Below are 12,929 nucleotides of genomic sequence, written 5' to 3'. Positions count from 1 at the left end.
CTCCAGGAAGAGCCCTATTCCTTCCGCCGCACCACCAGGCCCGAGCCGGCGGGAGCACCGCCGTCGGGCCCTGAGAGCGCCTCCAGCCCTTCGATGGTGAGTTCGTCGACGTCGGCCGCGGTGTCCACGAGCACCGTGTCACCGTCCGCAATGTCCCCGGACAGGATGGCCTTGGCCAGGCGGTCGCCGATCTCGCGCTGGACGAGCCGGCGCAGCGGCCGGGCCCCGTACGCGGAATCGAAACCGGACATGGCCAGCCAGGCCCGGGCGCCGTCGGACACTTCCAGGGAGAGCCGGCGCTCGCGCAGCCGCCCGCCAAGCTCGGCTACCTGTAGTTCCACGATCTGCGCGAGCTCCTCTACGGTCAGGGCTTCAAACAGCACAATCTCGTCCAGCCGGTTCAGAAACTCGGGCTTGAAGGACGCGTTGACCGTGGTCATGACCGCGGCGCGCTTGGCCTGTGCATCCAGCGACCGGTCCACCAGGAACTGGCTGCCAAGGTTGGACGTCAGCACCAGGATGGCGTTGCGGAAGTCCACGGTACGGCCCTGGCCATCGGTGAGGCGGCCGTCGTCGAGCACCTGCAGGAGGATGTCAAAGACCTCCGGGTGGGCCTTTTCCACCTCATCCAGCAGGACAACGGAGTACGGCCGACGGCGGACGGCCTCGGTCAGCTGGCCGCCCTCCTCGTAGCCGACGTACCCGGGAGGGGCGCCCACCAGCCGCGCCACAGAGTGCTTTTCGCCGTACTCGGACATGTCGATCCGCACCATGGCGCGTTCGTCGTCGAACAGGAAATCCGCGAGCGCCTTGGCCAGCTCGGTCTTGCCCACGCCCGTGGGCCCCAGGAACAGGAACGAACCCGTGGGCCGATTGGGATCGCTGATACCGGCCCGCGCACGGCGGACGGCATCCGACACCGCGGCCACAGCCTTGGACTGGCCGATCAGGCGCTTACCCAGCTCCTGCTCCATATGGAGCAGCTTCTGGCTCTCGCCCTGCAGCATGCGCCCGGCAGGAATGCCGGTCCACGCGGAAATGACCTCGGCAATGTCGTCCGCTGTGACCTCGTCAGCCACCATCTGGGCAGGCCTTTCCGTCACAGCCTCTTCGGCAGCGGCCGCGTTCAGCTCCTGCTCAACTGCCGGAATCTCGCCGTAAAGGATCCGCGACGCCGTCTCAAGATCACCTTCGCGCGCGGCTTTATCGTAGGCCGAGCGCAGCTCGTCCAGCTTCGCCTTCAGGTCACCCACCCGGTTCAACCCGGCGCGCTCTGCTGCCCAGCGGGCATTCAGCGCGTCCAGTTCTTCGCTTTTGTCCGCTTTGTCCGCGCGAAGGGCCGCCAGGCGCTCCACCGAGGCAGCGTCCTTCTCGTTCGCCAGGGCCAGTTCCTCCATGGTGAGCCGGTCCACGGCACGGCGCAGCTGGTCGATCTCCTCCGGCGCGGAGTCGATCTCCATCCGCAGCCGTGAGGCCGCCTCGTCCACCAGGTCGATGGCCTTGTCCGGCAGCTGGCGGCCGGAAATGTAGCGGTTGGACAGGGTTGCGGCGGCCACCAGCGCGGAGTCGGCGATGGTGACTTTGTGGTGCGCCTCGTAGCGTTCCTTGAGGCCGCGGAGGATCCCGATGGTGTCCTCCACACTGGGCTCGCCCACGTATACCTGCTGGAACCTGCGCTCCAGGGCCGGGTCCTTCTCGATATTCTCGCGGTACTCATCCAATGTGGTGGCGCCGATCAGCCGCAGCTCACCGCGGGCCAGCATGGGCTTAAGCATGTTGCCCGCATCCATCGAGGACTCCCCCGTGGCACCGGCACCCACCACCGTGTGGATCTCGTCAATGAAGGTGACAATCTGGCCGTCCGAGTTCTTGATCTCCTCCAGCACGGCCTTGAGGCGTTCCTCGAACTCGCCGCGGTATTTCGCCCCGGCCACCATGGAGGCGAGGTCCAGCGCAATCAGCGTCTTGCCACGCAGGCTTTCCGGAACATCTCCGGCCACGATCCGCTGGGCGAGCCCTTCTACGACGGCGGTCTTGCCCACCCCCGGCTCGCCGATGATCACGGGGTTGTTTTTGGTGCGGCGGCTCAGCACCTGGATGATGCGCCGGATCTCGGTGTCGCGGCCGATCACCGGGTCCAGCTTGCCTGCACGCGCCATCGCGGTGAGGTCAGTGCCGAACCGTTCCAGCGACTGGAACGTGTTTTCCGGGTCCGGGGTGGTGACCTTACGGTCGCCGCGGACACCCGGCAGGGCGGCGAGCAGCGCTTCATGGGAGGCACCGGCGTCGCGCATTAACCGCCCGACGGCGTCGCTCCCGGCAGAGAGCCCCAGCAGCAGCACTTCGGTGGAGACATACGTATCGCCCAGCCGGTCGGCCTCGTTTTTGGCGTTCTGGATGGCCTGCAGCGCGGGCCGGGACAGCTGGGCCTGCTGCGTGGAGCCGCCCGACGTAGCCGGCAGCGCCTTGATGGCGCCGCTCGCCTGCACACTGACTGCATCCGGGTCTGCGCCCGTGGCACGGAGAAGCGCGACGGCGACGCCCTCCCGCTGATCCATCAGGGCCTTGAGCAGGTGGGCGGGTTCCACCTGGGGATTTCCTGCCGTGGAGGCGTTCATGGCTGCTGCCGAAAGAGCCTCCTGGCTCTTGGTGGTGAATTTGACGTCCAAAGAGAGCTCCTTCCGGGTTTACGCATGTGCGCTAAGTTGAGTCTACTACGCTCAACTTTGAGGATGTGCCCCCTACGCCCCATGTTTGCCGACGGCGAACTGCCTGTCCAGGGGCGGCCGCCACCGACACGAGATCGATTCCCGGCACCCTCCCGCAGTTGCCCGGGCGCAACAGCAGCTCAAGGACCCGCGTGGACTCCCGCCCGTTCAGCCCGGGTAGATGGCCACGGCGCCGGCCTTGATCACGAAATACACCTGCATGCCCGGCGCCAACCCAAGATCAACAGAGGCCGCCGGGGTGATGTCCGCGCTCAGCTGCCCGGCCTCCCCGGCGCGGACCCGGATCCCGTCCCCGTGCGGCTCCAGGTCCGTGATGGTCACGGCGAAGGAGTTCCGCGGACTGCCATGCGCTTCGGTGAGGAAAACGGAAACGGCCGACGGCGGGAAAACAGCCACGCCCGGCTGCCCAGTGGGGAGCGGGGCGGCTGAGTCGTGGTGTCCATAGAGGTTGAGGCGGCCAGCCTGAAGACCGTGTTCGGTGATGTGGCCGGCCACAAAGTTGAGCCCGGCAAGCCCGGCCGCGAACCGGCTGCGGGGGCGCTGGAGGACTTCGCGGGTTGGGCCTTCCTCGCTGATGCGCCCGTCTTCGAGGATGACCACACGGTCGGCCAGCATCAGGGCATCGAGGACGTCGTGCGTGATGATGATGGCGCGGCGGCCTGCCAGCACGCGTTTAAGCAGGCGCCGGAGAAGCGGCGCGGCATGGATATCAAGCGCGGCCATCGGTTCATCCAGCAGCAGGAGCCCGGGGTCGGCGGCAAGCGCCCGGGCCACGGCAACGCGCTGCGCCTGGCCGCCGGAGAGCTCGGCCGGGCGCCGTGCCTGCAGGTCCGTCGCCTCGACCTCTCCGAGCCACCTCAGTGCGGTCTGCCGCGCGGCCTGCTTTGAAGCCCCCGCACTCCGGGGCCCAAAGGCCACGTTCTCCAGCACGCTCAGGTGCGGGAACAGCAGCGGTTCCTGGGCCAGGAGAGCCGTACCGCGCCGGTGGGGAGCCGTCCACTGGCCGCGCCCGGCGTTGAGGTTAAACAGGGTCCTGCCGTCCAGTTCGGCCGAGCCCGAGTCCGGGTAGAGCAGGCCCGCGATGACGTTCAGCAGCGTGGATTTACCCGCGCCGTTTGCCCCCATAACGGCCACCGTTTCGGCCGCGCCCAGCGCGAGGGAGACGTCGAACCCGCGGCCAGCCACGGCGGCCTGAACCGAGAACGTCACCGGACCGCACCGCCCGCGGCGGGCGCCGTCGTCGTACGTTCGCCGCTGGGTGCGGGCGCCCGTTGAGCGGCGCGGGGGCTGCGGTACGCGAGTGACACCACGGCCACCGCCACCGCCACGAGGACCAGGGACAGCGCGACGGCGGCATCGGCGTCCGTTTCCCGCTGCAGGTAGATTTCCAGCGGCAGCGTCCGGGTCACCCCCTGCAGGCTGCCGGCGAAGGTGAGGGTGGCACCGAATTCGCCCAGGCTGCGCGCGAAGGACAGCACCGCGCCGGACGCGAGTCCCGGCAGCACGAGCGGGAGTGTGACCCTGCGGAGCACCGTGGTGGGACCGGCGCCGAGCGTCGCGGCCACCGCCTCGTACCGGTTCCCGGCCGTCCGCAAGGCGCCTTCGAGGCTGACCACCAGGAACGGCAGGGCCACGAACGTCTGGGCCAGGATGACCGCCGTCGTCGAAAAGGCGATCTGCAGGCCTGCCACTTCCAGTGTCCGGCCCAGCAGCCCCTGCCGCCCGAAGGTGTATAGCAGCGCGATGCCGCCCACCACCGGCGGAAGGACCAGCGGGAGCAGGACCAGTGAGCGGAGGAAGCGCTGGCCGGGGAAGCTGCCGCGGGCCAGGACCAGGGCTAGCGGAATACCCAGGACGATGCATAGGACGGTGCTGGCCGCGGATGTGCGCAGGCTCAGCCCAAGGGCCTGCAGCGACGCTTCCGACGTGATCAGCGGGATGAACTGGGCCCAATTGACCTTGGCCACCATGGCCGCCAGCGGCAGCACCACGAACAGGCCGCCCGCGGCCGCGAGGACGTAAATCCAGCGCGGCACACCGCCGTACCCGCTGTTCCTGGCCTGTTTCATGGTCTCCTTGGGGCGGCTTCGTTACGCTGTGAGGTTGCCTATGGGCGGGGTGCTACGGGGCGGGGCGTTACGGTGCCCCGAAGCCGGCCGCACTAAGGGTTTTCTGCCCGTCGGCGCCGGTAACCATGGCGATGAAGGCTGCCGCCAGGTCCTTGTTCCGGCTCGAGCCTACTGCGGCGATGGGATAGGTGTTGACTGCCTTGCCGGATTCGTCGAACGGGATTCCCTTAACCTTGTCCCCGGCGCCTTTGATGTCGGTAACGTAGACCAGGCCGGCGTCGGCCTCGCCCGAGGTGACCTTGCCCAGGACGTCGGTCACGGATGATTCCTCGCTGACCGGAGCGAGGGTCACGCCCGCGGCCTTTTCCACGGTATCCGCTGCGGCGCCGCACGGAACCTGGCTGGCACAGACAACCACCTTGACACCGGGTTTGGCCAGATCTGCGAAGGACGCGATCGACGCCGGATTGGACGGCGGGACGGCGATCTCCAGGACGTTGGTGGCGAAGTTCTTCGCGGTCCCGTCCAGGAGCTTGGCATCGGCCAGCTTGGTCATGTTCCTGGTATCGGCGGAGGCAAAGACGTCCGCCGGTGCGCCCTGGGTGATCTGGGTGATCAGGTCCGAGGATCCGGCGAAGCTCAGTACGATCCTGGTTCCCGGGTTCTTCGCCTCGAAGTCACTGGCCAGCTGGGTGAAAGTGGTCTTGAGCGACGCGGCTGCGAAGACCGTGATGGTCCCGGACACGTGACCGGTGGCGCCCGGGGACTGCGAGGCCGCGGACTGCGAGGCCGCGGACGTCGTGGAAGCCGGGGCGCACGCGGCCAGGCCCAACAAGAGGGCGGCTGCAATAACAACGGTGCTGGCGTGTGTGCGAGTGCTCAAATGATGCTCTTTCCGTGCGGGGTTTCGATGATGACTGTTGTTGCTTTGACCACCGCGGTGGCCACGGAGCCCAGTTCCAGGCCCAGGTCACGGACGGCTTCACTGCTCATCAGCGACACCACCCGGAACGGCCCGCACTGGAGTTCCACTTGGGCCATGACCTTGTCCGCCGTGATCCCAGTGACCAAGCCAACGAACCTGTTGCGTGCCGAACTTCCTGAACGGTGCGGGTCCTCGGGAAGCTGCGCAAGCTTCTGGGCATGCCTTGCCAGTTCCAGTCCGTCGACGGCCAGCCGGCCGGCGTCGTCCTTTACCGGGGTGAGGCTGCCGTTCTCTGTCCAGCGCCGGACGGTGTCGTCACTGACGCCGAGGAACCGGGCGGCTTCGGATACGCGAATAGTGGGCATTTCATGATCCTAGTCCGCATCTGCGGGTTTTCTTGTAAATTTTCTCCGCGTATCAGAATGTGACGCCTACGCCGTTTTCGCTCCCGTTCGAGGGTTCACTAGGGCTGCCTATGGAAGGTCCCGGCCCGAAGTCCTACCCTATGGGTAAGGGGAGGGGCCGCAGTCGCTGAGGAGCGTTTGTGATGAAGTGGATCAGGCCGGACAGTCCAGACTATGACCCGGCCCGGAAGGTCTTCAACGCCATGATTGACCGGCGTCCGGCGGTGATTGCCCAGTGTTCGAATGACGCGGACGTGGCCGAAGCCCTCCGCTATGGACGGGAAAGTTCCCTCGCCATTGCCGTCCGTGCCGGCGGCCACTCAGTGGCCGGAATGTCCATGAACAACGACGGCCTGGTGATCGATGTCCGGCCCATGAAGTCGATCGACGTGGACCCGGAATCCGGCATCGTCACCGCCGGGGCGGGCGTCACCTGGGGCGAGTTCGACCGCGCCACCCAGGAGCACGCCCTGGCCGTCACCGGCGGGCGGGCCTCCACCACCGGCGTCGCCGGCTTCACCCTGGGCGGCGGATCCGGGTGGCTGGAGCGCTCCTTCGGGTTCGCGTGCGACAGTCTCGTCTCGGTGGACCTGGTGACGGCCGACGGCGAGCGCGTTACCGCCAGCGCCCGGGAAAACCCCGAACTCTTCTGGGCCCTCCATGGCGGCGGCGGCAATTTCGGAGTTGCCACCTCATTCACGTTCCAGGCGCACCGGCTTGGCCCGGTGGTCCACGCCGGGATATGGCTGTGGCCCGGCGAAGAGGCCATGGACGTCTCCCGCGCGTACCGGGACCTGGCCCTCGCAGCACCCGATGGCGTCGGGTTGGGGCTGCTGTACATGACCGCTCCGCCGGAGCCGTTTGTGCCTGAGCATCTGGTGGGAAAAATGGCCGTCGCCATTGGCTACGTCTACGCGGGTGAGCCCGAGGAAGGCTCCGAACATGCCCGGCCTTTCCGTGAACTCGGACCGGCCGTCGACCTGGTGGGTGACACACCCTATGCAGAGTTCAACGGCTCCCTGGATGATCCGCCGGACCATTACAACTACTGGAGCGCCGACTACCACGACGAACTTCCCGATGCAGCTCTGGACCTCTTTGTTGAGTCGGCCCGCAACCTCCCCGATGCCACGTCCCAGCAACTGATCGCCCGCTGGGGCGGCGCGGTCGGCGGGAACACGGGGGCAGCCACGCCGCTGATCAACCGGAACGCAGCCTTTGTGAGCCACCCTTACGGCATCTCGCCAACGCCCGAGGCGGGCGAATTGGCCAAGGCCTGGGTGAAGGACTTCCGCGGCAAGATTGCACCCTATGCCTCGGGCGGGGTGTGGCTCAATTTCATCGGCAACGAGGGCCAGGAGCGCATCCGTGCCGCGTTCGGCAACGGGAACTACGCGCGGCTCGCCAGGGTCAAGCGGGACTTCGATCCGCGAAACGTCTTCCAGGGCAACCAGAACATCCTGCCGGCCGGCTCCTGACCGGCCCCGCGGAGAGCCGCCGCACTAGACTTCCTCCATGGCGATTTACCTGGATCCGCCGCTGTGGCCAGCCCACGGCACGCATTTTTCGCACCTCATCTCGGACACCTCCGTGGCGGAGCTGCACGCCTTCGCCGCTGCAGCGGGCATCCCGGACCGGGCGTTCGACTGCGACCACTACGACGTCGCCGAGCGCCGGTTCGACGACCTCGTCGCCGCGGGCGCCATCCCGGTGGAGGCCCGGATCCTGGTCCGAAAGCTGATCGCCAGCGGGCTGCGCATCCCGGCCCGGCGGCGTAATAAGTCACTCAAGGTCCCGCTGCTGAACCGCTGGGAAACCATCATGCCCGGCCACGATGCCCTCTTCCTGGACCTGCTGGACCGCTGGAGCGAGGACCACCGCCGGTATCACGGCTGCACGCACCTGCTGGCAGTTTTGGAGGCCTTGGACCTGCTCACCGACCCCGCCGATCCGCCGCGGACAGTGCTGCTCGCAGCCTGGTTCCACGATGCCGTGTACCGCGGGGTCGCCGGTCAGGACGAGGAGGAGTCGGCCCGTCTCGCCAAGGAGCGCCTCGCGGATGCGGGGCTCCCGGCCGACGATGTTGAGGAGGTGGCCCGGCTGGTCAGGCTGACATCGGACCACCGCCCGGAGCCAGGGGACGACAACGGCGCCCTCCTCTGCGACGCGGACCTGTCAGTCCTCGGCGGTGAACCTGAGCCGTACGCCCGGTATGTGGCCGCCGTCCGGGAAGACTACGCGCACATCGGCGACGCCGACTTCGCCGCCGGGCGCGCCGCCGTCGTTCGTCATCTGCTGGAACTGGACCCTCTGTTCCACGGCGACCGCGCACGGGAATTGTGGCTCGTGGCCGCCCGCCGGAACCTGCAGGGCGAGCTGGGCTGACGCTTCCGCACAACCGCCGGAAGCCTTTACGGCCGCCGAGGCCGGTGCAAGACTGCTCGGATGAACCTGCGCATCCAATCCGTTAGCATCGACTCCCCCGACCCGAAAGTGCCCGCCGATTTTTGGGAGAAGGCACTGGGCTGGCGCCGCACCTACGAAGTGGGCGACGAAATCGTACTGGAGCCACCCGCTGGCAGCCCGGCCGACGGCCTCAGCCCGGACCTGCTCTTCCTGAAGGTGCCCGAGCGGAAGGTGCTTAAAAACAGGCTGCACCTGGACCTCCGTCCGGATGACCAGGCCGAGGAGGTGCAGCGACTGGAAGCCCTGGGCGCATCGCGCATTTCTGTCGGGCAGGGCCCGGAGGTCACCTGGGTGGTCATGGCTGACCCGGACGGCAACGAGTTCTGTGTGCTGCGCGCGCTGCGGTCAGAAGAGCTCGAAGCCCAGGGACTGGTCCCTGGATTCAGCGAAGCCCCTGGGAACGCCGCCGGCTAACGGTACCCGGTGACGAACGGGCTGTTGGTGGGCACAATCTGCTTGCCCAGCGGCATCAGGCTGACCGGAATGAGCTTTAGGTTGGCGATGGCCAGCGGGATGCCGATGATGGTGACCGCCATGGCAAAGGCCGTAACCACGTGGCCGATCGCGATCCAGATGCCGGCCACCACCAGCCAGATGACATTCCCCAGGAGCGGGAACACACCCGTTCCGCCCGGTTTGTCCACCACCATGCGGCCAAACGGCCAGAGCGTGTATGCCGCAATGCGGAACGACGCGATGCCCCACGGAATGGTGATGATCAGCAGGCAGCAGATGATGCCGGCCAGGAAATAGCCCAGGGCAAGCCAGAGTCCGCCGAATACCAGCCAGATGATGTTGAGCAGAGTCTTCATCTGTCCATTGTGCCCTGTGCCTTAGCCCTTGGCGGCCTTCACAAAGGCTCGGATTTTCTCCAGGTCCTTCACGCCACGGGAAACCTCGACGCCGGAGGAAACGTCCACGCCCCACGCGCCTGAGGCGGCGGTGGCGTGCGCCACGGTGTCCGGGTTCAGTCCGCCGGCCAGCAGCCACTTGCGGTCCTGAAGCGCCGTCACGTCCACCATGGAGGCGTAGTCCCAGGCCTCTCCAGAGCCGGGCACGGCGGCATCAATCAACAGGATTTCCTCGCCCCAGTCGGCAAACGCGTCCGCGGTGGCTGCCATGGTGACGGCCCTGATCAGCTTCATGCCGGCGTCGTGCACTGTTGTGACGTCCGCCGGGGTGAGGTCCGCGTGGAGTTGGACCCACTCGAGTCCGGCGGCCCGGGCGATGGCAAGGGCATCGGCGACAGGTTCATGCCGGAAAACGCCGACGGCAAGTACCCCTTCCGGCACGTCGGCCAGCAGCGTGGAAACCTGCGACGGCGAGACCACCCGCGGGCTCGCGGTGAGGACAAACCCGACGGCGTCCGCACCGGCTTCCACGGCTTCACGGACGGATTCGGGCGTACTGAGTCCACACACTTTGACGAACATTCCGGGCTCCTTCAGGCTGTCTTCGCGTAGTCCCCCGGAGGACACTAGCAGGGATTGGCGCCTGCGCCGATGGGGACCGCCAACAAACTAGGCTGGTCCGATGGAGATCATCCGCTTCGCAGAACTCAGGTCCGAACCGTGGCGCAACGGCGGCGGGGTGACCCGGGAGCTTGCCAGCCACCCGAAGGCCGCCTCGGCGCAGGACGGCGCCTGGGACTGGCGCGTCAGTATCGCCGACGTCAGCACGGCCGGGGATTTCTCGGCGTTCCCGGGCATGGAACGCGTGCTGACCGTGATCGACGGCGAACTGCTCCTGCTCACTGTGGACGGCGACGAGCACCCGCTGGAAAAGTACCGGCCGTTCAGGTTCTCCGGCGAAGCTGCCGCGCACGGGGCCCTGCCCACCGGGGACATCCGCGACCTGAATGTCATCGCCCGGACGGGTTCGTTCAAGGGCTTCACCTCCATCATCGAGCTCTCCAAGAAGCGCGCACACCCGGTTTTTGAGGGCCAGCTCGCTGTGCTGCTGCAGGGCCAGGCCACCGTCAGCGCGGGCAACCTCAGCGTCAGCGTGGAAGCCGCGGGCGCCTCGGAACCTGTGACCCCCGCGGAAGCCGACGGCGACGAAGCCGCCGCGGCACCCACGGAGCCCGAGGCACTGAACCGGTATGACGCCGTCGTCGGCTCCGATAACCGGACCCCGGAAATCCTGGGGCGCGGTTTCCTGGCCGTGGTTTCGATCGACCGCGTGACGGCCTGATCCAGCGCTGCAGGCCAGCCTCGCCTTCGTTATCTGAGCCTTTCCACACTGGTCAGTGGCGTACGGCGCTCCTAGACTCGGGGCTATGACCTCCACACCCTTTAATGCGCTCCTGTCCACCCAGATCGGCAACGAATTCGCTGCCTCGCAGCAGTACATTGCCGTGGCCACCTGGTTCGCCAACCAGGACCTCCCGCAACTGGCCCGCTACTTCTACCGGCAGTCGGTGGAAGAGCGGAACCACGCCATGATGATGGTGCAGTACATGCTGGACCGCGACATTGAGTTCACCATCCCGGGCGTCCCCACCGTGCGAAACGATTTCTCCTCCGTGACAGAGCCCTTGGCCCTGGCGCTGGAGCAGGAGAAGGAAGTGACGGCCTCGATCGAGGCGCTCTTCCGCGCTGCCCGCACCGAGGACGACGCCCTGGGCGAGCAGTTCATGCTCTGGTTCCTCAAGGAGCAGGTGGAAGAGGTCGCCTCCATGACCACCCTCCTGAACATCGCCGAGCGCGCGGACAACCTGTTCGACATCGAAAACTTCATCGCCCGCGAAACCGTGGGCAACGGAGGCCGGGACTCCTCCGCGCCGGAAGCTGCCGGCGGCGCTCTCTAAAGTCCTGCCCGCGGCGGTGAGGCTGGCCACCAACCCGGCCACCCGCCGTCGGGCCTTGCTAAGCTGGAATCAAGGCTCCGCACAGGGCCTCCGGACGACGGTTCAGTACCCGGCACGCGACAAGACTGGCCAAAGGACCTGTCATGTCGTGGTTGATCCTCATTCTTTCCGGGGCGTTGGAGGCCGTCTGGGCCGCCGCGCTGCACCGGACATTCCAGGCCTCCGGCCGGCGCCGGCTCGCGCCCGCGCTCCTCTTCCTGGTCTCTGTCCTCGCCAGTATGGCCGGCCTCGCCATCGCCATGCAGTCCATCCCTACCGGGACCGCCTACGCCGTCTGGGTGGGCGTAGGCGTGGTGCTGACCTCCGCCTACGCGATCCTCACCAAGGCTGAACGTCCGACGACGGCGCGTCTCATGCTGCTGACCGGGATCGCCGCGTGCGTGGTTGGCCTGAAGGTGGTGGCGTCATGACCCAGCGTTCCGTCGCCTGGCTGATGCTGCTCGCCTCCGCCGTGCTGGAAGCCGTCTGGGCCACCGCCCTGGGCCTGTCCGACGGCTTCACCCGGCCCTTGCCCACGCTTATTTTCGCCGTGACGGTCACCCTCAGCATGATCGGCCTCGGCCTCGCCATCCGCAGCATCCCGCTCGGCACCGCCTACGCCGTCTGGGTGGGAATCGGCGCTGCGCTGACGGTGGGCTGGGCGATGGCCACCGGCGTCGAACCCTTCAGCATCCTGAAGGTACTCTTCATCGCCGGGATTGTGGGCTGCGCGGCCGGGTTGAAGTCGCTGCCGGCTACACCTGCTGCCGTCCCGTCGGTGCGCGGGAAAGCCGGGGAGAACCGGCGGCCGGTTTAGGCTTTTGCCATGGACTCCCCTGAACTACGGCAGGCTCTCGCCGCCCTGCGGCACAGACTCGACGGCCGCCGGCGGATTCTTCTGGGCATCACGGGCGCGCCCGGCTCCGGCAAGTCCACGTTCGCGGCCCGACTGCAGCGGGAGTTCGGCCCGGAACTCGCCGTGGTGGTGCCGATGGACGGCTTTCATCTGGGCAACGCGATCATCGACGGCACGCCGCTACGGCAGCGCAAAGGAGCAATCGACACGTTCGACGCCGGCGGCTACCTCTCGCTGTTGCAGCGGCTGGTGCGCCGGGATGAGGCAGTGGTGTACGCACCCGAGTTCCGTCGCACATTGGACGAGCCGGTGGCTGCGTCCATCGCTGTCCCGGCTTCCGTGCCGCTGGTAATCACCGAAGGAAACTACCTGCTGGCGGAAACGCCCGAATGGAAGGAGGTCCGGGCGCAGCTGGATGAAGTCTGGTTCATGGACACCCCGCCCGCGCTGCGGCTGGCCCGGCTGGTGGACCGGCACGTGGAGTTTGGCATGGAACGGACCGCGGCGGAAGCCTGGGCGACGGGCCCGGATGAGGCCAATGCTGTGATGATCGCGGCCACGCGCCAAGGAGCCGACCGGATCATCCCCTGGGGCCAGGACACCGGCCAGGAATACTAAGGCGGGGGTCGGGG

The 12,929-nt window shown here is 67.3% G+C and carries 15 protein-coding genes and 1 riboswitch; of the genes, 8 read left to right on the top strand and 7 right to left on the bottom strand.

Annotated elements, in window-relative coordinates:
• Positions 1-14 precede the first annotated feature (14 nt).
• The 5 genes from clpB to DAD99_RS10385 form a co-directional block, all read right to left on the bottom strand.
• The gene (clpB, locus tag DAD99_RS10405) at positions 15-2,669 is read right to left on the bottom strand and encodes an ATP-dependent chaperone ClpB (RefSeq protein WP_193341479.1); all 2,655 of its coding nucleotides are present in this window, start codon (positions 2,667-2,669) and stop codon (positions 15-17) included.
• A gap of 207 nt (positions 2,670-2,876) precedes the next feature.
• Positions 2,877-3,938, bottom strand: coding sequence for a sulfate/molybdate ABC transporter ATP-binding protein (locus DAD99_RS10400; protein WP_193341478.1), 1,062 nt, complete (start codon positions 3,936-3,938; stop codon positions 2,877-2,879).
• Positions 3,935-4,798, bottom strand: a complete 864-nt coding sequence (locus tag DAD99_RS10395) for an ABC transporter permease (RefSeq protein WP_193341477.1) — start codon at positions 4,796-4,798, stop codon at positions 3,935-3,937. Before DAD99_RS10395 ends, DAD99_RS10400 begins: the two co-directional genes overlap by 4 nt.
• 67 nt (positions 4,799-4,865) lie before the next feature.
• A complete protein-coding gene (gene modA, locus DAD99_RS10390; protein WP_193341476.1) occupies positions 4,866-5,681 on the bottom strand; it encodes a molybdate ABC transporter substrate-binding protein in 816 nt (271 codons plus the stop codon).
• The gene (locus DAD99_RS10385) at positions 5,678-6,088 is read right to left on the bottom strand and encodes a molybdopterin-binding protein (RefSeq protein WP_056341185.1); all 411 of its coding nucleotides are present in this window, start codon (positions 6,086-6,088) and stop codon (positions 5,678-5,680) included. The genes modA and DAD99_RS10385 overlap by 4 nt, the downstream gene beginning before the upstream one ends.
• A 182-nt stretch (positions 6,089-6,270) precedes the next feature.
• Between DAD99_RS10385 and DAD99_RS10380 the strand changes: the two genes are divergently transcribed.
• Genes DAD99_RS10380 through DAD99_RS10370 form a run of 3 tightly spaced genes read left to right on the top strand, consistent with a single transcriptional unit; the run spans position 6,271 to position 9,007 of the window.
• On the top strand, positions 6,271-7,605 hold the full coding sequence (locus tag DAD99_RS10380) for an FAD-binding oxidoreductase (RefSeq protein ID WP_193341475.1): 1,335 nt from the start codon (positions 6,271-6,273) through the stop codon (positions 7,603-7,605).
• A 37-nt stretch (positions 7,606-7,642) separates the two neighbouring features.
• A complete protein-coding gene (locus DAD99_RS10375; protein ID WP_193341474.1) occupies positions 7,643-8,512 on the top strand; it encodes a DUF4031 domain-containing protein in 870 nt (289 codons plus the stop codon).
• 60 nt (positions 8,513-8,572) lie between these two features.
• Positions 8,573-9,007 (top strand): VOC family protein, encoded by a 435-nt coding sequence (locus DAD99_RS10370; RefSeq protein ID WP_193341473.1) that lies wholly within the window; start codon positions 8,573-8,575, stop codon positions 9,005-9,007.
• Here the strand turns inward: DAD99_RS10370 and DAD99_RS10365 are convergent.
• Entirely contained in the window at positions 9,004-9,405 is a 402-nt protein-coding gene (locus DAD99_RS10365; RefSeq protein WP_193341472.1) for a YccF domain-containing protein, read from the bottom strand. The genes DAD99_RS10370 and DAD99_RS10365 overlap by 4 nt on opposite strands.
• A gap of 21 nt (positions 9,406-9,426) precedes the next feature.
• The gene (locus tag DAD99_RS10360; protein WP_193341471.1) at positions 9,427-10,026 is read right to left on the bottom strand and encodes a phosphoribosylanthranilate isomerase; all 600 of its coding nucleotides are present in this window, start codon (positions 10,024-10,026) and stop codon (positions 9,427-9,429) included.
• 100 nt (positions 10,027-10,126) lie between these two features.
• Between DAD99_RS10360 and DAD99_RS10355 the strand changes: the two genes are divergently transcribed.
• From DAD99_RS10355 to DAD99_RS10335, 5 genes are all read left to right on the top strand, one after another.
• Positions 10,127-10,786 carry a HutD family protein gene (locus DAD99_RS10355; protein ID WP_193341470.1) on the top strand — a complete coding sequence of 220 codons (660 nt, stop codon included), beginning with the start codon at positions 10,127-10,129 and terminating at the stop codon, positions 10,784-10,786.
• A gap of 85 nt (positions 10,787-10,871) precedes the next feature.
• Positions 10,872-11,402 (top strand): ferritin, encoded by a 531-nt coding sequence (locus tag DAD99_RS10350; protein WP_193341469.1) that lies wholly within the window; start codon positions 10,872-10,874, stop codon positions 11,400-11,402.
• Positions 11,403-11,471: 69 nt separating this feature from the next.
• Positions 11,472-11,536, top strand: a riboswitch (guanidine-III (ykkC-III) riboswitch).
• 9 nt (positions 11,537-11,545) lie between these two features.
• Complete coding sequence (locus DAD99_RS10345; protein ID WP_193341468.1) at positions 11,546-11,872, top strand: multidrug efflux SMR transporter; 327 nt, start codon at positions 11,546-11,548, stop codon at positions 11,870-11,872.
• Positions 11,869-12,258 carry a multidrug efflux SMR transporter gene (locus DAD99_RS10340; protein ID WP_193341467.1) on the top strand — a complete coding sequence of 130 codons (390 nt, stop codon included), beginning with the start codon at positions 11,869-11,871 and terminating at the stop codon, positions 12,256-12,258. The genes DAD99_RS10345 and DAD99_RS10340 overlap by 4 nt, the downstream gene beginning before the upstream one ends.
• Before the next feature lie 9 nt (positions 12,259-12,267).
• The gene (locus DAD99_RS10335; protein ID WP_193341466.1) at positions 12,268-12,915 is read left to right on the top strand and encodes a nucleoside/nucleotide kinase family protein; all 648 of its coding nucleotides are present in this window, start codon (positions 12,268-12,270) and stop codon (positions 12,913-12,915) included.
• The last annotated feature ends 14 nt before the right edge of the window (positions 12,916-12,929 follow it).

The organism is Pseudarthrobacter sp. AB1 (genome assembly GCF_014926485.1).
Classification (GTDB): Bacteria; Actinomycetota; Actinomycetes; order Actinomycetales; family Micrococcaceae; genus Arthrobacter.
The sequence above is the reverse complement of the archived record's forward strand: the minus strand, read 5'-3'. Positions and strand labels throughout refer to the sequence as shown.